Below are 22,313 nucleotides of genomic sequence, written 5' to 3' on the forward strand. Positions count from 1 at the left end.
GTGAAGGTTTTGTAACGGCCTGCTTCCGTCGAGGCAGCGCTCTGTTTGTCGCCTCTACTTCAGGCTATGCGCATTGTGCCGTGCCCCTCGATGACCAAAGGTGATAACGGCAGGCGGTATTTCGAGATCGGAACGGTTGTGGCGAAGGAAATTGAACGCAAGTTTCTGCTCAGCACGGATACTTGGCGCGAGCTCGCCACGCATAAGGTTGAGATCCGTGACGGCCTCTTGGCATTCCGTGATGGACGGAAGATCCGGGTGCGCTTCTGCGACGACAAGGCAACTCTCAGCGTCAAAGGGCCCAAGAAGGGTCTGACCCGCGACGAATTCGAATACGAAATTCCTGCCAGAGATGGCCTTGCCCTCTTGGAAGACCATTGCGACGGGACAATTCTGAAGAAGACTCGGTACTTCATCCCCCATGGTGGGTATGTCTGGACAGTCGACGAGTTTCAGGGCGTTCACACAGGCCTCGTGCTGGCCGAGATTGAACTGCCGAGCGAGGATGCTGAATTCGAGAAGCCGACATGGTTGGGGCGCGAAGTGTCGGGAAAGAGCCAGTATAGGCAGTCGTCGCTGTTCAAGAAACACCGGCAGGCGACCAAGTAACCGCATTCACGCGAAAATCGGCGGGAAGCCGCAAGGTCTCTCGGATGCAGCCTAGGGTCAGGATGCATTGATTTCTGTTGCGCTGCGTGATTCACGCCTCCGAAAACGGAGCGGTGACATGAGCGATCTCTTCTGGCTGACCGACGCGCAGATGGCGCGCCTGGCTCCCTTCTTTCCCAAGTCGCACGGGAAGCCCCGGGTTGATGACAGACGGGTGCTGAGCGGGATTATTTTCATCAATCGCAATGGCTTGCGTTGGCGCGATGCGCCCGCCGCGTATGGCCCACATAAGACGCTCTACAGCCGGTAAAAGCGTTGGAGCGAAAAGGGCATCTTCGCGCGGATGATGGCCGGGCTGGCGGCGGAACACGGCGAGAAAACGACCGTGATGATCGACGCAACATACCTCAAGGCCCATCGAACGGCGACCAGCATGGCCGCCAAAAAGGGGGGCGTGGTCGCCTGATCGGTCGAACCAAAGGCGGTATGAACACCAAGCTGCACGCCATCTGCGACAGTCAGGGGCGACCGATCGACCTGTTCGTCACCGCTGGACAGGTCAGCGATTATATCGGCGCTCGGGCCCTGCTGAGTGGCCTGCCAAACGTCAAATGGGTACTCGGAGATCGTGGCTATGACGCTGACTGGTTCAGAGAAGCGTTGCAGGACAAGGGGATACGTGCCTGCATCCCAGGCCGGAAGAAACGCAAGACGGCGATCAAATACGATAAGCGGAGATACAAGCGGCGTAACCGCATCGAGATCATGTTCGGCAGGCTCAAGGACTGGAGGCGCGTCGCGACCCGCTATGACCGATGTCCCAAGGTCTTCCTCTCAGCCATCACCCTCGCGGCTCTCGTCATCTATTGGTTATGAATCCTGACCCTAAATTCATTTTCCATTAACGCTTAGACATCAGCTGCAGTGTCGGACCAACAGGAAACATATCCTCGCCGTAGTGGTGCAGCTTGACGTGATGGCGGCGGCAAAGCCACCTGACGTTCAAGGGTTCATCGTACCGGTCGTGATGAGCATCAACCTTCGCAGTGCCGCATACCTCGCAGACTTGCTTTTCTAGTTCGCCCGAAGAAAGCGCTCGCTGAACCGCAAGATGAGCCAGATACTTCGGCAGGTTGGTGCGGCGCCAGTTCGTCTGGCGGGTCTCGCTTTTCAGCGACGGCGGCCGTGGAGGCTTTGGGTCATCTGTCATCACGCCGCCGCCTGCCGGCCCAAGGTGCGATACACGGTCGGCCGCGAGATCGAGAACACCTCTGCCAGGTCGCTGATGGAATACTCGCCAGTGTCATACATGCGCCGCAGCTCCTTGTGCTGGCGCTCTGATAGCTTCGGCTTCTTGCCGCGCAGCTTGCCCTTGGCGCGAGCCACGGCCATGCCCTCGCGGGTCCGCATGCGGATCAGGTCCGCCTCGAATTCGGCAAAGGTCGCCAAGATGTTGAAGAACAGCTTGCCCATCGGGTCGGTCGGATCATGGATTGAGGTGCCAAGCTGAAGCTTGATGCCGCGTGCGGCCAGCTTGTCGGCAATGTCGCGGGCGTCAGGAACGGACCGTGCCAGGCGATCAAGCTTCGGCACGACCAAGGTGTCACCCTCTCGTAAGGCTGCAAGCGCCTGATCGAGACCAGGGTGGGCACGGTTCGTGCCGGTAAAGCCGTGGTCGGTGTAGATGCGATCGGAGGCAACCCCGAAGCTGGCAAGGATACCCTTCTGCGTAGCGAGATCCTGTTTGTCGGTGGAACAACGGGCGTAGCCGATCAAAATCTGTGTCATGTCCTGATCTGTAACAGTAGCCGCCCCTTCATTGCAAAAAATATCGGACCATTCATCTGAGATTTCGTCCTGCCAGCATTTGCTGGCCTTCAACGGACCTGTTCTGGGGCAAGCTGGCCGTCCTCTCAACGATCCCCTTACGGACGGTCGTCCATCACGATTTCCTGAAAGATCGCCATGCCAAGACGCAGCATTCTGACCGACCGCCAACGGGCGGCATTGTTCGATCTGCCGACCGATGAAGCGTCGATGCTGCGCCACTACACGCTGGCAGACGACGATCTGGAGCTCATCCATGCCCGTCGCCGTTCCCACAATCGCTTCGGTTTTGCGTTGCAACTATGCGCGCTGCGATATCCCGGGCGGTTGCTGGCGCCGGGCGAGGTCATTCCGTTAGCAGTCACACGCTTTCTGGCAGCGCAGCTTGGGATAAGGCCCGACGAATTGGCCGGCTACGCCGCCCGCGAGGAGACCCGGCATGAGCACCTGGCCGCCTTGCGCGCCATCTACGGTTACAAGATGTTCACCGGGCGGGGCGCCCGGGACCTGAAGGCCTGGCTTGAAGGCGCGGCCGAAACTGCCCGGTCGAACGAGGATCTGGCACGGCGCTTCGTCGAGCAGTGCCGGGCGGCTCAGACCATCCTGCCCGGAATCACGGTCATCGAGCGGCTTTGCGCGGATGCGCTTGTCGCGGCTGAACGGCGGGTCGATGCCAGGGTCGCCGGTCAGTTGGACGATGACATGCGAACGCGGCTCGATGCCCTTCTGACCGAAGATGCGGGTGGCTCGGTCACGCGCTTCGTCTGGTTGCGTCAGTTTGAGATCGGGCGGAACTCGGCTGATATGAACCGCCTGCTCGATCGGCTCGAGTTCCTGCAGGCTTTGGCGCTGGACCGGGGCATTCTGGCGAATGTACAGCCACACCGCGTTGCCCGCCTTCGCCGGCAGGGAGAGCGATACTTCGCGGGCGATCTGCGGGATATCTCGGGTGACCGCCGTCTCGCCATCCTTGCGGTTTGTGCTCTGGAATGGCGCGGCGCCATTGCTGACGCCGTGGTCGAGACCCATGACCGGATCGTCGGCAAGACCTGGCGCGAGGCGAAATCGCGATGTGACGCCCGGATGGACGATGCCAAATTGGCGCTGAAGGACACCCTGCAGTCCTTCAAGACATTGGGAGCGGCACTCCTGGAAGCGCATGAGGATCGGGCCTCCCTCGAAGAGGCCGTCGGCAATGCCGGTGGCTGGATATCCCTCAAAGGGCTTGTCGCCACGGCCGAGCAACTGACCGACACGTTTGCCGCCGATCCGCTGGTGCATGTCGTTCACGGATATCATCGCTTCCGGCGTTACGCACCGCGCATGCTGCGGGCATTAGACATTTGCGCCGCGCCCGTGACAGAACCGCTGCTGGCGGCGAGCGCGATCATCGCGGGCACGAAGATGGCGGCGGTCCTGCCACTGACATTCCTTCGCCGGGGCTCAAAATGGTTGCGGCATCTGGATGCGGAGGCTGATGAGGCAAGCAGACACTGGGAGGTTGCGGTCCTGTTCCATCTGCGCGAGGCCTTCCGATCCGGTGACATCTGGCTGGCGCATTCGCGCAGGTATGGCGATCTGAAGGAAGCGCTGGTCCCGGTAGAGATTGCCCGCGTCACCCCGAGGCTGGCCATGCCGTTCGAGCCGGAAACCTGGCTGGCCGACCGCAAAGCCAGAATGGCTGACGCCGCGCATCGCCTGGCGCGTTCGGCAAAGGCCGGGGCAATCCCCGGTGGCTCTATCGAGGACGGCACCTTGAAAATCGACCGGCTGACCGCCGCGGTTCCCGAGGAAGCCGATGCGCTGGTTCTCGATCTCTATCGCCGCCTGCCGGAAGTCAGGGTCACCGATCTTCTGTTGGAGGTGGACGATGAGATTGGCTTCACCGAGGCCTTTACCCATCTGCGCACCGGCGTGCCCTGCAAGGACAGGATCGGCCTGCTGAACGTGTTGCTTTCCGAGGGGCTGAATCTCGGCCTCAGCAAGATGGCCGGGGCCACGAACACGCACGACTTTTTCCAACTCTCACGCCTGTCGCGATGGCACGTCGAAAGCGAAGCAATGGCGCGCGCCCTGGCCACGGTGATCGAAGGGCAGTCGAGGTTGCCGATGGCGCGGTTCTGGGGCGGCGGGCAGAGCGCTTCGAGCGACGGCCAGTTCTTCCCGACAACGCGTCAGGGCGAGGCGATGAACCTGATCAACGCCAAGTACGGCCATGAACCCGGGCTGAAGGCCTATACCCACGTCTCCGACCAGTTCGGACCCTTCGCCACACAGACCATCCCGGCCACCGTGAACGAAGCGCCCTACATCCTCGATGGCTTGCTTCTGACCGACGCCGGTCAGAAAATCCGCGAGCAGTATGCCGATACCGGCGGCTTCACCGACCACGTCTTCGCGGTGACCGCGCTGCTGGGGTTCCAGTTCATTCCCCGCATCCGCGACCTGCCATCAAAGCGCCTCTACCTCTTCGATCCGGCCTCCTGCCCGAAAGAGCTGAAGGGGCTGATCGGGGGCAAGATCAAGGAACGTCTCATTGTGGCAAACTGGCCGGATATACTGCGCAGCGTGGCGACCATGGCGTCAGGGGCCATGCCGCCCAGCCAGCTGCTGCGGAAGTTCGCATCCTATCCCAGACAGCACGAGCTGGCGGTGACCTTGCGGGAAATAGGACGGGTCGAACGGACGCTCTTCATCATCGACTGGTTACTCGATGCCGACATGCAACGCCGCGCCCAGATCGGCCTCAACAAGGGTGAGGCTCACCACGCCTTGAAGAACGCACTCCGCATCGGCCGCCAAGGTGAAATCCGTGATCGCACCTCCGAAGGCCAGCACTTCCGCATAGCCGGGCTGAACCTCCTCGCCGCGATCGTCATCTACTGGAACACCAAACATCTCGGCCAGGCCGTCGCTGGCCGCCGACGCGAAGGCCTGAGATGCTCACCAAACCTTCTGGCGCACACCTCGCCACTCGGTTGGGCCCATATCCTCCTCACTGGCGAATACAGGTGGCCGAAAAGGGCTTAGCGTAGGATTCTGCCCCCTCCGGCATCAGACCCCATCTCAAGCGGGATGCCGAACAGCAGGTTCAGGCCAATGGCGGTGCCGATCACCTCGGCCAGATCGGTTGCAATGATCGCCAGTTCGGCAAAGATCCACAGGGGAATGGATACCCACCTGGGATAGGCGTCTCGACAGGCTTGCGCCAAATCCCGCCCTGAGGCCACTGCAAGGCGTGCGCACAGCGACTGCAGGAGTATGGCCATGATGTTGGACAACAGCGCCACGAACAGCAGCGTGTAACCGAAGGCCGCTCCTCCTGCCAACGAGGTCGCCCAATTACCCGGATCCATGTATCCGACGGCGACCAGATAACCAGGACCGACAAAGGACAGAAAGCGGCGGAAGGGCGTCACTCCACCACCTACAGCTATGGTGCGGAAAACCTCGGAAAGGGAAGGAGTGTCGCGCTCTTGGCGCCAGGCTTTTGATGACATGGGCTGCAACTTTCCAGAACACTCAAAAAGTTAGTCTCGGCTAAGAATTTACCCTTTGTCTTTGCCTGTCAATCTACGATGTGCAACAGTTCCCCCAATGACATGTGATAGCTCTTCAACTGCAGCCACTGATGAACCCCGTCCCGCCGACAGTCGCGCCGAGGCCTTTCAGGAAGTGCGCAGCGCACGGCGCAACGAACTGGCGGAAGATTACGTCGAACTTATTGCCGAGCTCATCCACGAGCACGGAGAGGCCCGGCCTGTCGCCATTGCCGCGCGCTTGGGTGTGCGCGCGCCAACGGTGACCAAGGCCTTGGAGCGGTTGGCCAGGGAGGGACTAATCACCCGCGAACGATACCGCTCGGTCTTTCTGACGGAAAAGGGGCGTGCCCTGGCCGATGAATGCCGCCGCCGGCACGAGATTGTGCTGCGCTTCTTGATCCGCCTCGGCCTTGATGCCGAGACGGCTGAACGGGACGCCGAAGGCATCGAGCATCACGTCAGTCAACGGACATTGGCTTTGTTCGAGGCTTACGCCGATCAGGTGTAGACTGGCGTCCAACTCGGCCTGTCCAGCTTCATAGTCTTGCTCTGGTTAAAACGCAGGTTCCTTGGATTTCGATGGGCGAAGCCATACGGTGAAGACCAGCAAGGCCCCGAGCGTGATTGCGATATCGGCGCCGTTGAACGTGGGCCAGTGCCAATTCCGCCAGTAGAGATCGAGGAAATCGGTGACCGCACCCTGCCGCAGTCGATCGATGATGTTGCCGAGCGCACCGCCCACGATCAGCGCAAGACCTGTCCGCTCACGAAGGCTTTCCGCACGAAACGCCATAATCGCGAACATCAAGGCGAGCCCGCCCGTCAGTGCTGCCATCAGCAGCGGCCGTCCCGCCATGGCACCCGACATCATGCCAAAACTGGCTCCTTCGTTGAAGCCAAGCGTCACATTAAACCCAGGAACAACAGGCAGGATCTCTCCTGGAGAAAGCAGCAACAGTGCCACCGTCTTGGTGGCCTGATCTGCCAACACGGTGGCACCAATCAGGAGAATGATCGGGGTCGCCTTCATGTTTCGTTTCTCCGGTGAAAGCCGATCCAGCGCGGCACAGTCTTGAGATAATGGTCATAGTCTCTTCCCAACGCCTGCTGCAACGCGGTTTCCTCGGATTGAACCTGTGTGGCAGCCGACCAAAGGAAGAGCATCGAAGCGAGAAACGTGGGAACTGCAGGAATGGCAAGACCCACTCCCGCAAGCAGCATGAACTGACCCACAAAGGTGGGGTTGCGGCTGAAACGATAAAGCCCGCCTGACACAAGCGTGCCCGTTGCACCCTCGGCGACACCCACACGCCACGAGCTGCCCATCGACATCTGCGCGGCGAAGGCGAGCATTGCGCCGGTGCCGGCGATAAAGACGCCGAGCAGGCCAATCGCCACCGCCTCACCCCCGGTCCAAAAAGGGTCAATCTTGTGCAGGGCCGGGCCAAGCCAGCCAGAGCAGCGGGCCAAAAAAGCCCAGAACAAAGGCCGCCCGAAAGCCAAACGCTGCCCAGCGATCGCGTCCCCTGGCTTGGCCAAACAGCCAGATCGACGTCCGCGCTGCCTGAGCCGCCATGGCGCTGCCCCAGAAAAAGAGCAGCAGATAGCCCGCCAACAGCGCCAGTACGGACCAGCCAAACCCTGACAGCATGGCCTCAGCCCTCACGCTCGGGATTGAAGCCCAGCAGGCGGAGCGCGTTCAGCGTGACAAGCACTGTAGCCCCGGTATCGGCAAGGATGGCAATCCAAAGGCCGGTAATCCCCAGCACTGTTGTCACAAGAAAGACCGCCTTCAAACCAAGCGCGATGGTCACGTTTTGCCGAATGTTGGCCATGGCCGCGCGGGCAAGCCGGATCTGTGCGGGAATGTCAGTCACCCGGTCGCGCAGAATGGCCGCGTCGGCGGTCTCCAGCGCCACGTCGGTGCCCGAGCCCATGGCTACGCCAATGCTGGCCTGTTTGAGGGCAGGAGCATCATTGATGCCGTCACCGATCATCATCACGCCGCCCTGTTCGTTCATTTCGCGAATGGCGCTGAGCTTGTCCTCGGGCATCATGTCGGCCTGGAACTGCATGCCCAGACCTTCGGCAATAGCCGCGGCGGTGCGGGGGTTATCCCCTGTCAGAATGGTCGATGTGATGCCCATGGCCGACAACTGGCGCACCGCTTCTGCAGCGTCGGCCCGGGGTTCGTCGCGCATGGCAATAAGGCCAAGCGGGATGCCTTCGCGATAAACGGCCACGGCAGTCTTTCCCTGCTCCTCGAAGATGGTCGCTTGTCGCAGACCGAGTCCATCCAACCCGCCATTCTCGGAGGCATGTCGGGGCGAGGTCACCCAAGCCGGCGCATCCCCCACTGTTGCGACGACCCCCCGTCCTGCCAGTGCGCGTGCATCGCGGGCTGGAAGGGCCGGGACGCCGGCCGTTTCGGCCCTGTTCAAGATAGCCACGGCAAGCGGATGGCTGGATCCGCTTTCGACCCCTGCCGCAACCTCAAGCAGCTGCGCCTCGGTCGTGTGGCCGAACGGAACCAGATCGGTGACTTGCGGGCGGCCATGGGTCAGGGTGCCGGTCTTGTCGAATGCGACCTTCGAGACCTTGGCGGCGGCCTCGATCACAGCGCCCCCCTTCATCAGCAAACCTCGCCGGGCGCCGGTAGAGAGCGCCGATGCGATGGAGGCAGGAACCGAGATTACCAACGCGCAGGGACAGCCAATCAGCAGCAGCGCCAGCCCGCGATAGATCCAGGTGTCCCAGGACTGGCCCAAGACCAGCGGGGGCACCACGACCACAAGGACCGCGACCGCAACGATGGCGGGCATATACCAGCGGCTGAAGCGGTCGATGAAGCGTTCAGTTGGCGCACGCGCCTCCTCGGCTTCTTCGACAAGACGGATGATGCGGGAAATGGTGTTGTCCTGGGCGGCCTTGGTCACGGTGACGCGCAGCACAGCCTCGGTGTTGATCGAGCCCGCAAAGACCCTCTCCCCCGGACCGCGTGTGGCGGGCACGCTTTCCCCTGTTACCGGGCTTTCATCGACACCGGATATGCCTTCGATGATGTCTCCGTCGGCCGGGATCCGATCGCCCGGCCGGATCAGAACGGTCTGGCCCACCTGAAGACTGGCGGCGGCGACTTCGCGTGTCGTGCCGTTTTCCTCCAGCAGCGCTGTTTTTGGAACCAGATCGGCCAGTGCGCGGATGCCGTTGCGAGCCTTGCTTGCGGCGACGCCCTCAAGGACTTCGCCCACGGCAAACAAGAACACAACCAGTGCAGCCTCTTCCGCTGCATTGATGAACAGCGCGCCGATGGCAGCGACTGTCATCAGCCCCTCGATGGTGAAGAACTGGCCGGATCGCGCCGCAGCAAAGGCGCGACGGGCGATCGGGGCAACGCCGATCAGGCAGGCCGCGACGAATGCCCAGGCACCAATGCGAGGCGCGAACAGCTCCACGCCCCAAGCCGCAGCCAGCAGCAGACCGGTGAAGATGACCAGTCTGCCCTTGCCGGTCTGATACCAGTTCTTGCCGCGATCGGCTGGGTCGTCATGGACATGGCCGGGACTGCCATGCCCGGAATGAGCGGCCTCGACCCCAGCGGGACGTACGTGATCATCCGCCTCGTGATTGCCATCGGATGCCGCACCAGGAAGGACGAACTCCTTCTTCTCGGCCCCGCGTGGCTTGATCCCGTATCCCAAAGCTCGCACGGTCTTTTCGACTTGCTCCCGGCCGGTCTTGTTTTCGTCCAGGGTCAGGCGAAGACGTTCGGACATGATGCCCACCTCGACCCCGGTGACTCCCGGCAAACGGGTCACGGCGTTTCTGATCTTGCCTGCACATGATCCGCAATCCATGCCGGACACTGTCCAGTCGCAGACGGTTTCGTCAGCCAGATCCGATTTCGTCATCATTCTCTCCTCCGCCGAAGCAGGGCGGTTGCCATCATCGAATCAGGGTTTTAAGTGCTCTAGCTACTATAGGTTCAAGGAGAATCTTGATGCTGACCATCGGAAAGCTCGGATCGTCGACCGGCGTGAAGATCCCCACGATCCGCTATTATGAGCAGATCGGCTTGTTGCCGGAGGCCGAGCGCAGTCTTGGCAACCAGAGACTTTACACCCACAAGGCGCATGAGCGTTTGGTTTTCATCCGTCACGCACGCGACCTGGGATTTTCGCTGGAGGCAATCCGCGATCTGCTCAGCTTGTCGGACAATCCGGATCAACCCTGCGCCGCAGCGGATGCCATCGCAAGGGCACAGCTTGCCGAAGTCGAAAGCCGCCTTGCCCGACTTGCCGCACTCAAGACAGAGCTGGAGCGCATGGTGGTGCAATGCGCGGGCGACAGGATTTCCGACTGCAGGGTCATTGAAGTCCTCAGCGATCACTCCCAGTGCATCACCGACCACGCGATCGAGGATGCGACTTCCTGACGGAGGCTACGCGTCCTGCGCTGCTCATTGTCTGGTGCGTTAACCGCGCGCGCACCAGGTCCTGTAGCCGGCAAGCTTTGCCCCATTGCGATAGGCCGGAACATTTCCGCATCTCCCTTCCTTGCCGCGACCAACTGACAAATCTGTGATCCCCCCAGATTTGGCTTGAACCTCTAGCTGCTTGAGGTTGCAGAAGGCCCCGACCGGCCGCAACGAGCAGGACAGACAAAAATGATACCTTTCGGACATCGAGTGGACAGATGCTGACGCTCCTCGGGGCTATTCTGGGCGTCTGGCGCGGGATAATCCGCGCCCGCCAACTGGGCGGGAACAGACTGGACATGATCCAGTATGCCAGCGCTCACGCAATTGCTTTCGGAGTGCTGGGAGCATTGGTCGGAATAAGCCTCGGACGTCTTTTCACGCCATGAACCCGGAATGCTGCCGCTTGCTGGCTGTTTCCTGCAGCCAAAGCGACGCTTCCCACATCTGACGGGATATCAGACTTGAAGATCTTGCAAACCCTGCTTCTTGTCGGCGCTGTTGCCGTGACCGCGCCGCTACACGCCGAAACCCTGAGCGAGCCCGCGCCCCTGGCGGGACAAACAGCCAATCTTTCGCAACACGAAGTGGTGGCGGGCGATACGCTGGACGCGATCCTGTCTCGTGCAGGAATAGCCGCAGAAACGCGAAACGAGGCGGCACTGGCCATTGCGGATGTTTTCGACCTGTCGACCTTGACCCCTGGCCAGGTGCTGAGATGGAGCGTGTCGGAAGAGGATCCCGCCCGTTTGGAGCGCCTGTCGTTGTTGATCGAGAACGGGACCGACATTGTTCTCGATTTCAGCAAGCCTCTTGAGGCTGCCTTGGTCAACACTCAGATCCAGGTTCGAGATCGCCGCGAGGCCTTCGTGCTTGTCGGGCCGCTTTATGATGCGCTTGCAGAACGAGAGGCGCCGGAGAGCTTTGCCGTCGATCTTGCTGCGTTCCTGGCGGGACAAGTCGATTTCCGCCGCGACCTGAAGGGCGGAGAACGCGTGGCGCTGATCTGGCAGGAAAGTGCTCTGCCTGACGGAACAATCCTGGGAGAGCCTCGGCTGTCCTATGCCCGGCTGGAGTTGAACGGGCATGTTTACGAACTGGTAGCAGGTCCACCGGACGAACCGGCCATTCTGTTCAAGAATGGCAAGCCGGTGCAACACACCGCTCGACCTGTCATCGGTGCGCGTCTGTCGTCGGTCTTCGGCAAGCGAAAGCACCCGGTTCTTGGCGTAGGGCGAATGCATACCGGGGTAGATTACGCCGCAAAGATTGGCACCCCTGTCAGGGCGACCGGTGCGGGCAGGGTGATTTTTGCAGGAACCATGCGGGGATACGGCCGAACCATCGATATTGACCATGGTGGCGGCGTTGTGACCCGCTATGCCCATTTGTCCCGCTTCGCTCCTGGTATCGAGAAGGGCACTCAGGCGAGCGTGAATGACCATATTGGCGATGTCGGTGCGACGGGCCTCGTGAGCGGGCCGAACCTGCACTACGAAGTTCGTGTCGATGGCCAGCCGACAGACCCCATAGAGGAAGCGCCGGCATTACACGCCATGGCGATCAAGCCAGGCGATCTGTTGATGCTTGCGACGGCAAGGGTCGCGACCGGGTTCTTCATCCGCACGAATGTGGAGAACAAAGGCTGATGGTAGCCGGAGATGGCTGCCGACCGGCAGGACGCCCCAACACGAAGTCAGAGATTATGTTCGATGTTCGACTTGCCCATGCGTGACTCCACGACCTCTCGCGCCGAGACGCTTCTGCTCATCGCCTTCTTGATGGCCTTGGGCGCGACGCTGGGCGCGCTCTTCATTGGTGAGGTGCTGGGGCAGACCCCTTGTATCCTCTGCTGGTATCAACGCATCGCGATGTTCCCGCTGGTGCCGATCCTGGCTGTCGGCCTCTGGCGGGGTGATGCGACAGCAAGGATCTATGCACTGCCGCTGGTCCTGACGGGACTTGCGGTCGCGCTATGGCATTCAGGACTTTACGCCGGGCTGATCCCGGAAGGCGTCAGTCCTTGCACCCAAGACGGGCCATCCTGTTCCGACCGCACCCAGATGACCATCCTGGGACTGCCCATTCCCTATCTTTCGCTCGGTTGCTTTATGGCAATCGCGCTGTGTCTGAACGTCATGAAAGGAAAGCCATCATGAAACGAAGAACCGTCGTTGTAGGAGCCTTGGCTGTGGGCGCAGGCACATTTGCCGGAGGCTCATGGTATGTCACGCGTCAGCGAGAGGCCGAACAGGCCGAAGCTGCGCGCGCCGCCCTGCAAGCACAACCCGAGGCGCTGATCCGGCCCTATTCGCCGATCCTTGGTCCAGCCGATGCGCCAGTGACCCTGGTGGAATTCTTCGACCCTTCTTGCGAGGCCTGCCGAGCTTTTCATCCGGTTCTCAATGAGTTGCGTCGCGAATATCCTGTCCAGCTTCGTGTGGTTTTGCGATACACGCCGTTTCACGAGGGTTCGGATGAGGCCGTGCGTATCCTGGAGGTTGCGCGTCGTCAGAACCTCTTCGAGCCGGTGTTGGACATTCTCTTCGACCAGCAGCCCGCCTGGGCGCTTCATGGCCAACCCCGCATGGATCTGGCTTGGAAAATGGCCGGGGAAGCCGGCCTTGATCTGTCACGCGCCGAGTCCGAACGCTTGCATCCCGAAATTACTGGCGTGCTGAATCAGGATATGGCCGATGTTCAGGCCATGCAGATCGAAGGGACACCCACCTTCTTCGTGAATGGCGAGCGGCTGGCTAAACTCAGCATCGAGAACCTGCGCGCATCGGTCTCGAACGCGATTTCCGAACTTGGATAAGGCACACCACCAATGAGCCTTCGAGCAATCCGCCTGGCCCTCTGGGGAGTGGTCCTGGTGGCGGGAGCTGCCTTAGCAGTCCAGCAATGGACAGGACGGGAAAAGTCCGCAGAAACCTTCCGGCCAGACTTCGCCCTGCAGGACGGAAACGGACAAACCTACACCATGGCTGATTTCAGGGGAAAGTTCAGCTTGGTCTTCTTCGGCTTCACGAATTGTCCCGATGTCTGCCCGACCACCATGTCGGAAGTGGCCCAGCTCATGGACGATCTGGGTGCAAAGGCGGACGGGGTGCAGCCCTTGTTCATCTCGATCGACCCGGAGCGGGACCGCAGACAGGGCCTGACTGAATATGTGGCGGCCTTCCATCCGGCAATCCTGGGCTTATCGGGGGACGATGCCGCCACGAAGGATGCTGCCACCAGCTTCAAGATCTATTTCGGGCGCGAAGAGGATCGATCCGCTCCCGGAGGCTACACTATGTCGCACAGCTCGGGGCTGTATTTGATCGGGCCGGATGGTGAATGGTTGCGCCAGTTCGCCTATGAAACCCCTGCTGCCGAAATACTGGCGGACATCGAGGAAAGGATTCTACCATGAAGGTATCCGCGTTTGCCTTTGGATTTGCGATGCTCCTTCCCGCACTCGCCTCGGCCGATTGCGCCAGCGTGACGGCGGGCGATCTCACGATCTCGAAGGCCTGGTCGCGTGCCACAATAGGCGCCCAGCGGCCGGCTGCGTTCTATGTCGAGATCCGCAATGACGGTGAAGCCGATGATCGTCTGGTTGGGATCGAGACACCGGTTGCGGGAATGCCGATGCTGCACCAGACCGTCATCCAGGACGGCCTCGCCACGATGCCGCATGTCGAGGCTGTCGACGTTCCGGCAGGCGAAACGGTCTCCCTGTCACCTGGCGGCTACCACGGCATGCTGATGGAGTTGACCACGGCACTTTCGGAAGGCCAGACCTTTCCTGTCACTCTGACCTTCGAGCAGGCAGGGGCAATCGAGATCGACACCCAGGTCCTGCCGATGCGTGCGCAGGAGGCGCAATGCGACGCCGCAAACTGATCCTCGGCGGTGCAGGCCTTCTTGGCGCATTCGGCTTTACCTTGGGGCTTGGAGCATGGCGCAGCGGCGATTTGCGCCTGACGGCCGTCAGGGAAACTGAGAACGGTCGGCCAGACCTGTCCCGAATGGCGTGGCGGCTGATCGATGATCAAGGCAATCCTGTCGTCCCGCAGGATTGGCTTGGTCAAGCCAGCATGGTCTTCTTCGGCTTTACCTGGTGTCCAGATGTCTGCCCTACTACGTTGATGGATATTGCAGATTGGCTGGAGGGCCTGGGGCAGGACGCAGACCGGATCCGGGTCGCCATGATTACCGTCGATCCTGAACGGGATAGCCCTGAGATCCTGGCCGAATACTTGTCGAACTTCGACATCCGGATTCGCGGCTTGACGGGCTCGGCTGACGCGGTCGCCAAGGCTGCGGAAGCGTTTGGCGTGACCTACACCCGCCTGTCGCGAGATGACGGGGACTACACCATGAACCATACATCCGGCGTGTTCGTGTTTCGGCCTTCGGGTGAACTTGCCAGCACCATTGATTTTCATGAGGAGCGCCGCTTCGCGGTGCCCAAAATCCAGAGAGCCATCGGATGAAACATGCCTTGCTTATTGCAGTTGCCCTGATGGCAGCACCTTTGTCCTTGGAGGCGCAGGAGGTCTTCCCCGCCATTCATGTTGTTGAGGGACAAGGCTGCGAATGCTGCGTGAAATGGACAGAGTATCTGCAACAGCAGGGTTTCGACGTGACCTCCGAAGACCGCTTCGGTGTCCTGCTGATCCAGCACAAGATCGAGCTTGGCGTTCCCGCCGAACATTATTCCTGCCACACCGGCCAGATCGCTGGCTACTTCCTGGAAGGCCATGTCCCCGCCCAGGATATCCGAAGGCTTCTTGAAGAACGGCCCGATGCGGCGGGCTTGGCTGTGCCCGGAATGCCCTATGGCAGCCCCGGCATGGGCCCCGAAGACAAGCGCGAAGCGTATGACGTGTTGTTGATACGCAAAGACGGAAGCAGCGAAGTGTTCACCAGCTATCCCGCTGCCGACGGCATTTAGATCGATCATTTTACCTAGGACGGAGCATTCCTGAATGGCCAGTTTAGACCGGCGTCATTTTTCCCTGGCAGGCTTGGCGGCCCTTGCGGCGTGTGGCGCTCCGAAGCCGCAGACGCCGAAGCCGACGTTCAAGATCTATTCCGGTCCCCCGGTCACCCAGGTCGTCATTCAGAAAGGGCAGCGCCGGATGTATCTTCTGAACGGAATGACGGTGCTGAAGTCTTATGATTTCGGCCTTGGATTTCAGCCGGTCGGACACAAGCAGTTCGAGGGCGACGGCAAGACGCCTGAGGGGCTTTATTTTGTGGACCGCTTCAATCCTCGCAGCCGGTATCACCTTTCCGTCGGCGTGTCCTATCCGAATGAGCGCGACCGCGCTTTTGCGGAACAATTCGGTCGCGATCCCGGCGGCGATATCATGATCCATGGCCGCGGGCCTGAAGGCAACCAGCTGGTGCGCCAGAAACGGGATTGGACGGCCGGGTGCATCACCGTCAGCGACGAAGAGATCGAGGATATCTATGCCATGCTGCAGCCCGGCGTCCCGATCATGATTCACGCCTGACAGAGGAATGAGACGAGTACAGAAAGCTGTGCTCAATCATTCTTTAGGCTTCTGGGAGGGACGCCAGCGACCAGGTTCGTTGGCGTCCCTCTATAAAGATCGGCTTCTAGAACACCGTCACCTGCGTTCCGATTTCTGCCAGCTCGTAGAGCCGGGTAATGTGCTCATTATAGAGTCCGTAGCAGCCGTTGGATGATTTTCGGCCAATCTTGCGTGTGTCATGCGTGCCATGGATCAAGTAGGCGGGCCATGACAGATAGAGGCCGTAAGGTCCCAGGGGATTGTCCGGACTTCCGCCCTCGACACGCTGCGGCAGATTGGGATCCTTCTCCCGCATGCTCGGCGTCGGTGTCCAAGGCGGATTCTTTGCTTTTCTGACAATTTCGGTCTCGCCCCGGCGCGTCAGATCTTCGGTAACAGGGATAGAGCACGGAAAGACCAGACTGATCGATCCATCACCTGACCAGTAGTGCACTGCACGCGATGTCACATCCGCAAGGATCACCCCTTTTCCCAAGCTCGGGTAAAACTCGCTCCAGTGTCTCGCGCGAAACGACGACTGATTTCGCCTGGGATCTGCGTTCGGGTCAACCTGATAGGCCCCGAGATCGGGCGCCCCGCTGGTCGGGGGGCCGCCATAGAGAGGCTGCCCGGTATAAGGATCAAAACCCTGCGCCAGGACGGCGCCGCCCGGCAGAACCGCCGCTGTGGCCAGCAGACCACCTAGAAAGCGCCGTCGGTCGCTACCTGTGTCCTTCAGGACCATTCACTGCCTCGCTTTTTTCAAAAAGTTTATCTAACGATTGCAGAAGATTATTCGCCCAAGGGGATCTGGCCAAGAAGACGAAATGCCGCGTGGATCAAGATCCTGTGCGTTTCAGCTGAGACCCAATGCCGCGATATCGAATGCGAAGGACAGTCCTGATAAGCAAACTACACAAGGAGATAGAAATGAAAAACAGTTCCCTCCCTATCTTGGCAGTTGTCCTGATCACTGCCGGTTGCGGAAACATGGCAGCAAGAACAGAAACGACAGAAGCCGGGTCCGAAAGTCTTCCTCCAGACCTGTTCGCGCTAGCTGCGCCGGGGCAGGACGTTGCATCGGCCCGTCTTCTTTCAGAGGATAATTGCTATTGGTACGAGCATCGGGGGCAGGTGGAAACAACACTTCTTCCGCTTACCACGCCTGAGGGCCGTCCAATTTGCATGCAGTCGCAAGCCTGAAGCCGCTCGGGCATATGGTTAGGCCTGCAACTCCAGCAAAGGCATGGCCTAGCTACGCGTAGTCACACTATCCGCGGCCGAATATAGAAACGCGGTGGAGCCGAGTTCTACCTTCGGAAAGAGATCGTTGATATGCGTCATGACCATTCGCACGCAGCCAGAACTAGCGCTAGTGCCGATGCTTTTGGGAAACGGGGTTCCATGGATGCGCAAGTAAGTATCCTTGTCGCCCACATAGAGATAGAGAGCCCGTGAGCCGAGGGCGTTTTCGGGACCGGGCTCCATTCCACCTTCAAACTGCCCATAGATCTCCGGCTCACGCTCAATCATGTTCTGAGTTGGTGTCCAGTGGGGCCATTCGACCTTTCGCTTGATCGTATAAACCCCTGGCTCGTATAGGTCCCCTCGTCCAATGGCTACGCCATAGCGCATTGCGGTTCCGCCAGCCTCGATGTGGTAAAGATACTTCGCCACAGCATCCACATGAATGTCACCCGGCACCAGGCCGTCGTTGGCCCTTACCCTTTGGGGTAGGAAGCGTGGATGCAATCCCCACGGATTCGAACTGGTGGGATTGTAACCGGCAGGGGTGACCTGTGCATCCCAAGCAGTCTTCTGTGCTTCCGTTGGCCATGAGGCCGCAAACAGAGGCCCAGAAATAGTTGCCGAAAACAGCGCCGTGGTTGTGTGGATGAAGTGTCGTCTTGTCAGCATCTGTTGAGCTCCTATTATCCTTAGATACCCTCACGGTCCATGCTTCCAATGCAACCTGCTCAGCCCGCCATTTCGAGTTGTTGAGATCAAATATGCTTGTGCCATTGCACCCCTGTAACCCTAGGGCCGGTGCCTTCCTTTCCTCTTGACCTATGGTAAGCATCAGACTTCTCTGGCGCCCGCTTATGCTGTTCTCACCCAATCCGCCGCAGGGGTGCGACAATCTGTCCTCGTCGCCTCTGGCCTGGCCGTCACCATGATCACGGTGCATCTGCTGCGCTGCTTCAAGCACAAGGGCTCTCGCTTGCCGACGCGGTAGCAGTCGGGGTGCTGTTCGGTCCTGCGCAAGTCGCGGCGCGCGTTGTGGAGATGGCGGGACTCGGCCGTCATCATCCGATCTGGTCCCTGTTCTTAGCCTGCGGCAGCGTGTCAGCCGGGCTCATGTTACTGGCGTTGGCCTACGCGGATTCAAGCTATTCAGGCCAGGAATAATAATGGCTAGACAAGGATCAGGATATTCATCTGCCACGGCATCCGATAATGAGCGCATACCACACATGATCCGGCGTAATCCTGAACGCTATGCGCAGTTCGCCGATAGTGGCCCGGGGAACCCGCTCGGGCGCGGGCACTTTACCTCTATCTCTACCGCGTCAGGCGCGACACCCGCTACCGCATCCGCAATGGGACCGAACCCCGGACGATTGATCGGGCAATCGGTGCCTATCGGCTGCATCAGGATGTTGACCGATCACGTGATCCAGCTCTACGAGCAGGTCTCGGTCGAAACCTCTGTGACTGTACTATGACAGTCCAGCGACGTGATGTCCTGGTTCTCGGAGGCATTGTCACCGCGATTTATGGCTTGCGTGCGTTGCCTTGGGAGCGGCTGACAGGCCGCAGCCTCGCTTATGTCGAGATCGAAGACGTGCCGCCATTTCGTCGCCTGAAGTCCATGGGGCAAACCTCCACTGCATCCGTTGCGCTGATCGGCCTCGATGCGCCATCGGCTGATGCTGAAGCGCGCCATGCGCGAGTGGAAGCCATGCGCGCCGCGGCCTGTCCTGCCCTATTCGGCACCGACCTTCCGACCGATGTCGTTCCGATCGCCTATTTCAGCGAGTTTCGCTGCTCCTTCTGCCGCGCCCTTGAAAAGGATCTGGACAAATTACTGGCTGATGACCCCGCCGCCTATCGGCTGGTGCAGCACGAGTTACCGATTTTCGGACCGGCATCTGAACTTGCCGCCCGCGCTTCGGTCGCGGCCGGACGGCAGGGTAGACAGCAGGATCTACGGCACCGCTTCATGCGAACGCCACTCGTTGCCGAAGAGTCTTCGGTATTGCGTGTGGCATCTGACCTCGGTCTCGATGTCGAACAGCTTGCGAAGGATATGGCCTCACCCGAGGTACAGGCCGAACTTGATCAAACGCGTGCCTTGGCTGATCTTTTTGGCTTCATTGGCACCCCCGGCCTTGTGATAGGACGGACCGTCCTGAATGGTGCAATCCCAATTTCGGTGCTCCGTCAGATCGCCAAGGACGAAAAGACCCTACCGCTCCCGGTATGTTGATAGGATGAACACACCTTCGCTTATGTTGATCGGATCTGTTGTTTTCGCCCGGCCGGTCGTGCTCGCGCCCTTGCTGGCTAGACTTGCTCCTGATCTGCCGATGTTCACCATCGCTGGCCATTCGGGCCAGTTCACCCCGCAAAGAGAGTAGACGGGCGATCCGGCTTCGGACTGCCTCAAGCTGCTCTTGAGCAATGCGGCTCGCATCCTCGCATGATGTTTCCGGCCGTTCTTGCAAGGCCAGCAGGATACGGATGCTTGGCAGATCAAAGCCAAGCTCGCGAGCATGGCGAATAAAGCCCAGGCGTTCGGCATCGGCAGGGCTGTAAGTGCGCCGTCCGTTCGGCTGGCGGGCAGGCTTGGGCAAAACCCCGATGCGCTCATAGTGGGGTAGATTCCGGTAGGGGGCAGGATCGTATCACAAGGCATTTTGGCGGTGGCGTTTGACGATGTCTGTGACGGTGTTTTTCGAGATCCCAAGGTCTCTTGCGATCCATCGGTATGATCGACCGTCTTCCACGGCCTGAATGACCTTTGGAGCGAGCTTGTCGGATTTCGGGCGTTGGCCGTGCTGGCGACCTAGTTTTTTGCCGCGCGCCCGTGCAGCGGCCAGGCCGGATTTCACCCGCTCGCTGAGGAGGTCGCGCTCGAACTGAGCGATCCCGGCGAGCATGGTGGCCATCATTCGGCCGTGTGGCGTGTCGAGTTCGAACGTCATGCCGTTCATGGCCACGACCGAGACTTTCCAGCCTGCGAGCCGATTGAGGGTATCGAGCAGGTCCTGAGTGGAACGCCCCCACCGAGAGAGTTCGCTGACCAGGATGGCGTCGATGTGTCTGGCCTGAGCGAGATCAAGGATACGGTTGCGTGCGGCCCGATTGGCTGAAGTCCCGGAGGCCGTTTCCTTGAACACGCCGACGACGTCATAACCGCCGCGTTCCGCGAAGGCGGACAGTTCCGCCACCTGCCGCTCACAGGATTGGTCCGAGGTCGAAACTCGGGCGTAAATGGCAGCACGCTGTCCCAGTTGAACCACCTCGGATTTTGGCCTTGCAAGCTGTTGATTTTGCTGGTGCGGATTTTGTCCTGAACAGACTAATGATTAACAATGACAGTCACGCATGCCAAGACGTTCCATTTTGACCGCCCGCCAACGTGCGGCGTTGTTCGACCTCCCTACCGACGAAGCCACCATCCTCTACCACTACACACTGGCGGACGATGACATCTGGCTCCCCCATTCCCGGCGCTACGCTGATCTGAAGCAGGCCCTGGTTCCTGCGGAAGCGGTAGAGGGCGCGCCAAGGCTGACGGTGCCGCTCGACCCGGAGACCTGGCTTGCCGATCGCAAGGCGCGCATGACCGAAGGGCTGGCGCGACTGGCAAAGGCGGCCCGCGCAGGGGCCATTCCGGGCGGGTCGATCGAGAACGGCGTCTTGAAGATCGAGCGCCTGAGCGCGGCGGTGCCGCAAGAGGCGGACGAGCTGGTGCTCGATCTCTACGACAGGCTGCCCGCCATACGGATCACGGAGCTGATGCAGGAAGTCGATGCGGATATCGGGTTCACGGAGACCTTCACCCATCTGCATACCGGCGCGCCCTGCAAGGATCAGATCGGGATGTTGACCGTGCTGCTGGCTGAAGGCCTGAACCTTGGTCTCAGCAAGATGGCAGAGGCGACCAGCACACACGACTACTTCCAGCTCTCCCGCCTGTCCCGCTGGCACGTGGAGAGCGATGCAATCAACCAAGCCCTCGCCATGGTGATTGAGGCACAAGCCTGGCTGCCCATGGCCCAGTTTTGGGGTGGCGGCGTCACCGCGTCCAGTGACGGGCAATTCTTCCCCGCCGCCCGGCAGGGCGAAGCCATGAACCTCATCAACGCGAAATACGGCTCCGAGCCGGGCCTCAAGGCCTATACCCATGTCTCCGACCAGTTCGGCCCCTTTGCCACCCAGAACATTCCGGCCACCGTCAGCGAAGCGCCCTACATCCTGGACGGGCTGCTGATGAACGACGCCGGGCGGAAGATCTCGGAGCAGTATGCCGACACCGGTGGCTTTACAGACCAGGTCTTTGCCGTGACCGCGCTGCTGTCCTACCGGTTCATCCCGCGCATCCGGGATCTGCCGTCAACGCGGCTCCATCTCTTTGATCCCGCCACCGCGCCGAACGAGTTGCGCGGTTTGATCGGCGGCAAGATCCGCGAAGGCGTCATCGTCCAGAACTGGCCAGGCGTCCTGCGTTCCGTGGCCACCATGGCGACCGGCGTCATGCCGCCCAGTCAGCTGCTCAAGAAGTTCGCCGCCTATCCACGCCAGCACGACCTAGCTGTGGCACTCCGCGAAATCGGCCGCATCGAGCGCACGCTGTTCATCATCGAGTGGTTACTCGACGCCAACATGCAGCGCAGGGCTCAGGTCGGGTTGAACAAGGGCGAGGCACACCACGCCTTGAAAAACGCCCTGCGCATCGGGCGCCAGGGTGAAATCCGGGATCGCACCACCGAGGGCCAGCACTACCGCATGGCGGGCCTCAACCTGCTCGCGGCAATCATCATCTATTGGAACACCAAGCACCTCGGTCATGCCGTGGACGCGCGGCAGCAGGCCGGCCTGAATTGCGCGCCCGATCTGCTGGCGCATATCTCGCCGCTCGGGTGGGCCCACATCCTGCTCACCGGCGAATACAGGTGGCGCGGAAGCCAGAGGACCAGCTTGTGAAGTATGCAGCCCCATTTCTTGCGGCCGTCACGGCTCCCAAACGGGCGCACCGCGATCATCGCCACCACGAAGGCGGCCGCAGAGTTCAAAATGGAGGAAAGAAGGGAGGGTCAG

At 60.5% G+C, this 22,313-nt stretch carries 25 protein-coding genes and 2 pseudogenes; 16 read left to right on the forward strand and 11 right to left on the reverse strand.

Annotation, left to right across the window (positions count from 1 at the left end):
- Positions 1-90: 90 nt before the first annotated feature.
- Both NBE95_RS13705 and NBE95_RS13710 read left to right on the forward strand, forming a co-directional pair.
- Positions 91-609: a CYTH domain-containing protein gene (locus NBE95_RS13705; RefSeq protein WP_198590225.1), complete on the forward strand. Its 519-nt coding sequence runs from the start codon at positions 91-93 to the stop codon at positions 607-609.
- Between the two features lie 118 nt (positions 610-727).
- A pseudogene (locus NBE95_RS13710) lies at positions 728-1,485 on the forward strand (IS5-like element ISPso2 family transposase).
- A 25-nt stretch (positions 1,486-1,510) separates the two neighbouring features.
- On the opposite strand, the gene NBE95_RS13715 reads toward NBE95_RS13710, so the two are convergent.
- Together NBE95_RS13715 and NBE95_RS13720 are read right to left on the reverse strand one after the other, a co-directional pair.
- Entirely contained in the window at positions 1,511-1,819 is a 309-nt protein-coding gene (locus NBE95_RS13715; RefSeq protein ID WP_088233790.1) for a hypothetical protein, read from the reverse strand.
- A complete protein-coding gene (locus tag NBE95_RS13720; RefSeq protein ID WP_354670371.1) occupies positions 1,819-2,397 on the reverse strand; it encodes a recombinase family protein in 579 nt (192 codons plus the stop codon). The genes NBE95_RS13715 and NBE95_RS13720 overlap by 1 nt, the downstream gene beginning before the upstream one ends.
- 177 nt (positions 2,398-2,574) lie before the next feature.
- Here NBE95_RS13720 and NBE95_RS13725 point away from each other — a divergent pair, with 177 nt between their 5' ends.
- Complete coding sequence (locus tag NBE95_RS13725; RefSeq protein WP_289895913.1) at positions 2,575-5,466, forward strand: Tn3 family transposase; 2,892 nt, start codon at positions 2,575-2,577, stop codon at positions 5,464-5,466.
- Here the strand turns inward: NBE95_RS13725 and NBE95_RS13730 are convergent.
- On the reverse strand, positions 5,463-5,936 hold the full coding sequence (locus tag NBE95_RS13730; RefSeq protein ID WP_289895914.1) for an Nramp family divalent metal transporter: 474 nt from the start codon (positions 5,934-5,936) through the stop codon (positions 5,463-5,465). The genes NBE95_RS13725 and NBE95_RS13730 overlap by 4 nt on opposite strands.
- A 97-nt stretch (positions 5,937-6,033) precedes the next feature.
- Here NBE95_RS13730 and mntR point away from each other — a divergent pair, with 97 nt between their 5' ends.
- Entirely contained in the window at positions 6,034-6,486 is a 453-nt protein-coding gene (gene mntR, locus NBE95_RS13735) for a manganese-binding transcriptional regulator MntR (RefSeq protein WP_289895915.1), read from the forward strand.
- Between the two features lie 45 nt (positions 6,487-6,531).
- On the opposite strand, the gene lspA is transcribed toward mntR, so the two are convergent.
- The 4 genes from lspA to NBE95_RS13755 are packed head-to-tail and all read right to left on the reverse strand — an operon-like array spanning position 6,532 to position 9,889.
- Positions 6,532-7,008 (reverse strand): signal peptidase II, encoded by a 477-nt coding sequence (gene lspA, locus NBE95_RS13740; protein WP_052081730.1) that lies wholly within the window; start codon positions 7,006-7,008, stop codon positions 6,532-6,534.
- Entirely contained in the window at positions 7,005-7,376 is a 372-nt protein-coding gene (locus tag NBE95_RS13745; RefSeq protein ID WP_289895916.1) for a methyltransferase, read from the reverse strand. Before NBE95_RS13745 ends, lspA begins: the two co-directional genes overlap by 4 nt.
- Positions 7,377-7,401: 25 nt before the next feature.
- Positions 7,402-7,629, reverse strand: coding sequence for a hypothetical protein (locus tag NBE95_RS13750; protein ID WP_289895917.1), 228 nt, complete (start codon positions 7,627-7,629; stop codon positions 7,402-7,404).
- A 4-nt stretch (positions 7,630-7,633) separates the two neighbouring features.
- Complete coding sequence (locus tag NBE95_RS13755; protein WP_197056014.1) at positions 7,634-9,889, reverse strand: heavy metal translocating P-type ATPase; 2,256 nt, start codon at positions 9,887-9,889, stop codon at positions 7,634-7,636.
- 89 nt (positions 9,890-9,978) lie between these two features.
- Here NBE95_RS13755 and NBE95_RS13760 point away from each other — a divergent pair, with 89 nt between their 5' ends.
- The 9 genes from NBE95_RS13760 (at position 9,979) to NBE95_RS13800 (ending at position 15,965) form a co-directional block, all read left to right on the forward strand.
- Positions 9,979-10,413, forward strand: a complete 435-nt coding sequence (locus NBE95_RS13760) for a helix-turn-helix domain-containing protein (RefSeq protein WP_036743563.1) — start codon at positions 9,979-9,981, stop codon at positions 10,411-10,413.
- Positions 10,414-10,919: 506 nt separating this feature from the next.
- The gene (locus NBE95_RS13765; protein ID WP_052081728.1) at positions 10,920-12,104 is read left to right on the forward strand and encodes a M23 family metallopeptidase; all 1,185 of its coding nucleotides are present in this window, start codon (positions 10,920-10,922) and stop codon (positions 12,102-12,104) included.
- A gap of 63 nt (positions 12,105-12,167) precedes the next feature.
- Positions 12,168-12,614, forward strand: a complete 447-nt coding sequence (locus NBE95_RS13770; protein WP_231564792.1) for a disulfide bond formation protein B — start codon at positions 12,168-12,170, stop codon at positions 12,612-12,614.
- Positions 12,611-13,273: a thioredoxin domain-containing protein gene (locus NBE95_RS13775; RefSeq protein WP_036743562.1), complete on the forward strand. Its 663-nt coding sequence runs from the start codon at positions 12,611-12,613 to the stop codon at positions 13,271-13,273. The genes NBE95_RS13770 and NBE95_RS13775 overlap by 4 nt, the downstream gene beginning before the upstream one ends.
- A 12-nt stretch (positions 13,274-13,285) precedes the next feature.
- On the forward strand, positions 13,286-13,873 hold the full coding sequence (locus NBE95_RS13780) for an SCO family protein (protein ID WP_036743561.1): 588 nt from the start codon (positions 13,286-13,288) through the stop codon (positions 13,871-13,873).
- Entirely contained in the window at positions 13,870-14,346 is a 477-nt protein-coding gene (locus NBE95_RS13785; protein ID WP_052081727.1) for a copper chaperone PCu(A)C, read from the forward strand. The genes NBE95_RS13780 and NBE95_RS13785 overlap by 4 nt, the downstream gene beginning before the upstream one ends.
- On the forward strand, positions 14,328-14,939 hold the full coding sequence (locus NBE95_RS13790; protein WP_036743560.1) for an SCO family protein: 612 nt from the start codon (positions 14,328-14,330) through the stop codon (positions 14,937-14,939). The genes NBE95_RS13785 and NBE95_RS13790 overlap by 19 nt, the downstream gene beginning before the upstream one ends.
- Positions 14,940-14,968: 29 nt before the next feature.
- Positions 14,969-15,400, forward strand: coding sequence for a DUF411 domain-containing protein (locus NBE95_RS13795; RefSeq protein ID WP_231564794.1), 432 nt, complete (start codon positions 14,969-14,971; stop codon positions 15,398-15,400).
- Positions 15,401-15,434: 34 nt separating this feature from the next.
- Positions 15,435-15,965: a L,D-transpeptidase family protein gene (locus tag NBE95_RS13800; RefSeq protein WP_289895918.1), complete on the forward strand. Its 531-nt coding sequence runs from the start codon at positions 15,435-15,437 to the stop codon at positions 15,963-15,965.
- Positions 15,966-16,071: 106 nt separating this feature from the next.
- Here NBE95_RS13800 and NBE95_RS13805 read toward each other — a convergent pair whose 3' ends face one another.
- Positions 16,072-16,731: a L,D-transpeptidase gene (locus NBE95_RS13805; RefSeq protein ID WP_289895919.1), complete on the reverse strand. Its 660-nt coding sequence runs from the start codon at positions 16,729-16,731 to the stop codon at positions 16,072-16,074.
- Positions 16,732-16,916: 185 nt separating this feature from the next.
- On the opposite strand from NBE95_RS13805, the gene NBE95_RS13810 reads away from it, so the two are divergent.
- Positions 16,917-17,189, forward strand: a complete 273-nt coding sequence (locus NBE95_RS13810; RefSeq protein WP_289895920.1) for a hypothetical protein — start codon at positions 16,917-16,919, stop codon at positions 17,187-17,189.
- A 48-nt stretch (positions 17,190-17,237) separates the two neighbouring features.
- On the opposite strand, the gene NBE95_RS13815 is transcribed toward NBE95_RS13810, so the two are convergent.
- Positions 17,238-17,903 carry a L,D-transpeptidase gene (locus tag NBE95_RS13815; protein ID WP_289895921.1) on the reverse strand — a complete coding sequence of 222 codons (666 nt, stop codon included), beginning with the start codon at positions 17,901-17,903 and terminating at the stop codon, positions 17,238-17,240.
- An 805-nt stretch (positions 17,904-18,708) separates the two neighbouring features.
- Here NBE95_RS13815 and NBE95_RS13820 point away from each other — a divergent pair.
- Entirely contained in the window at positions 18,709-19,476 is a 768-nt protein-coding gene (locus NBE95_RS13820; RefSeq protein WP_289895922.1) for a DsbA family protein, read from the forward strand.
- On the opposite strand, the gene NBE95_RS22420 is transcribed toward NBE95_RS13820, so the two are convergent.
- Together NBE95_RS22420 and NBE95_RS13825 are read right to left on the reverse strand one after the other, a co-directional pair.
- On the reverse strand, positions 19,361-19,843 hold the full coding sequence (locus tag NBE95_RS22420) for a MerR family DNA-binding protein (protein WP_354670368.1): 483 nt from the start codon (positions 19,841-19,843) through the stop codon (positions 19,361-19,363). The genes NBE95_RS13820 and NBE95_RS22420 overlap by 116 nt on opposite strands.
- Positions 19,844-19,894: 51 nt before the next feature.
- Positions 19,895-20,440, reverse strand: a complete 546-nt coding sequence (locus tag NBE95_RS13825) for a recombinase family protein (RefSeq protein WP_289895923.1) — start codon at positions 20,438-20,440, stop codon at positions 19,895-19,897.
- A 259-nt stretch (positions 20,441-20,699) separates the two neighbouring features.
- Here NBE95_RS13825 and NBE95_RS13830 point away from each other — a divergent pair.
- Positions 20,700-22,199: pseudogene (locus tag NBE95_RS13830) on the forward strand (Tn3 family transposase); the annotation flags it as partial.
- Positions 22,200-22,313 lie beyond the last annotated feature (114 nt).

This window comes from Paracoccus sp. TOH (assembly GCF_030388245.1).
Taxonomy (GTDB): domain Bacteria; phylum Pseudomonadota; class Alphaproteobacteria; order Rhodobacterales; family Rhodobacteraceae; genus Paracoccus; species Paracoccus simplex.

Coding starts and splice junctions, on each gene's coding strand:
- NBE95_RS13705 (WP_198590225.1), top strand. CDS start 91: ATGACCAAAGGTGATAACGGCAGGCGGTATTTCGAGATCGGAACGGTT.
- NBE95_RS13715 (WP_088233790.1), bottom strand. CDS start 1,819: ATGACAGATGACCCAAAGCCTCCACGGCCGCCGTCGCTGAAAAGCGAG.
- NBE95_RS13720 (WP_354670371.1), bottom strand. CDS start 2,397: ATGACACAGATTTTGATCGGCTACGCCCGTTGTTCCACCGACAAACAG.
- NBE95_RS13725 (WP_289895913.1), top strand. CDS start 2,575: ATGCCAAGACGCAGCATTCTGACCGACCGCCAACGGGCGGCATTGTTC.
- NBE95_RS13730 (WP_289895914.1), bottom strand. CDS start 5,936: ATGTCATCAAAAGCCTGGCGCCAAGAGCGCGACACTCCTTCCCTTTCC.
- mntR (WP_289895915.1), top strand. CDS start 6,034: ATGACATGTGATAGCTCTTCAACTGCAGCCACTGATGAACCCCGTCCC.
- lspA (WP_052081730.1), bottom strand. CDS start 7,008: ATGAAGGCGACCCCGATCATTCTCCTGATTGGTGCCACCGTGTTGGCA.
- NBE95_RS13750 (WP_289895917.1), bottom strand. CDS start 7,629: ATGCTGTCAGGGTTTGGCTGGTCCGTACTGGCGCTGTTGGCGGGCTAT.
- NBE95_RS13755 (WP_197056014.1), bottom strand. CDS start 9,889: ATGACGAAATCGGATCTGGCTGACGAAACCGTCTGCGACTGGACAGTG.
- NBE95_RS13760 (WP_036743563.1), top strand. CDS start 9,979: ATGCTGACCATCGGAAAGCTCGGATCGTCGACCGGCGTGAAGATCCCC.
- NBE95_RS13770 (WP_231564792.1), top strand. CDS start 12,168: ATGTTCGACTTGCCCATGCGTGACTCCACGACCTCTCGCGCCGAGACG.
- NBE95_RS13775 (WP_036743562.1), top strand. CDS start 12,611: ATGAAACGAAGAACCGTCGTTGTAGGAGCCTTGGCTGTGGGCGCAGGC.
- NBE95_RS13780 (WP_036743561.1), top strand. CDS start 13,286: ATGAGCCTTCGAGCAATCCGCCTGGCCCTCTGGGGAGTGGTCCTGGTG.
- NBE95_RS13785 (WP_052081727.1), top strand. CDS start 13,870: ATGAAGGTATCCGCGTTTGCCTTTGGATTTGCGATGCTCCTTCCCGCA.
- NBE95_RS13790 (WP_036743560.1), top strand. CDS start 14,328: ATGCGACGCCGCAAACTGATCCTCGGCGGTGCAGGCCTTCTTGGCGCA.
- NBE95_RS13795 (WP_231564794.1), top strand. CDS start 14,969: ATGGCAGCACCTTTGTCCTTGGAGGCGCAGGAGGTCTTCCCCGCCATT.
- NBE95_RS13800 (WP_289895918.1), top strand. CDS start 15,435: ATGGCCAGTTTAGACCGGCGTCATTTTTCCCTGGCAGGCTTGGCGGCC.
- NBE95_RS13805 (WP_289895919.1), bottom strand. CDS start 16,731: ATGGTCCTGAAGGACACAGGTAGCGACCGACGGCGCTTTCTAGGTGGT.
- NBE95_RS13810 (WP_289895920.1), top strand. CDS start 16,917: ATGAAAAACAGTTCCCTCCCTATCTTGGCAGTTGTCCTGATCACTGCC.
- NBE95_RS13815 (WP_289895921.1), bottom strand. CDS start 17,903: ATGCTGACAAGACGACACTTCATCCACACAACCACGGCGCTGTTTTCG.
- NBE95_RS13820 (WP_289895922.1), top strand. CDS start 18,709: ATGACAGTCCAGCGACGTGATGTCCTGGTTCTCGGAGGCATTGTCACC.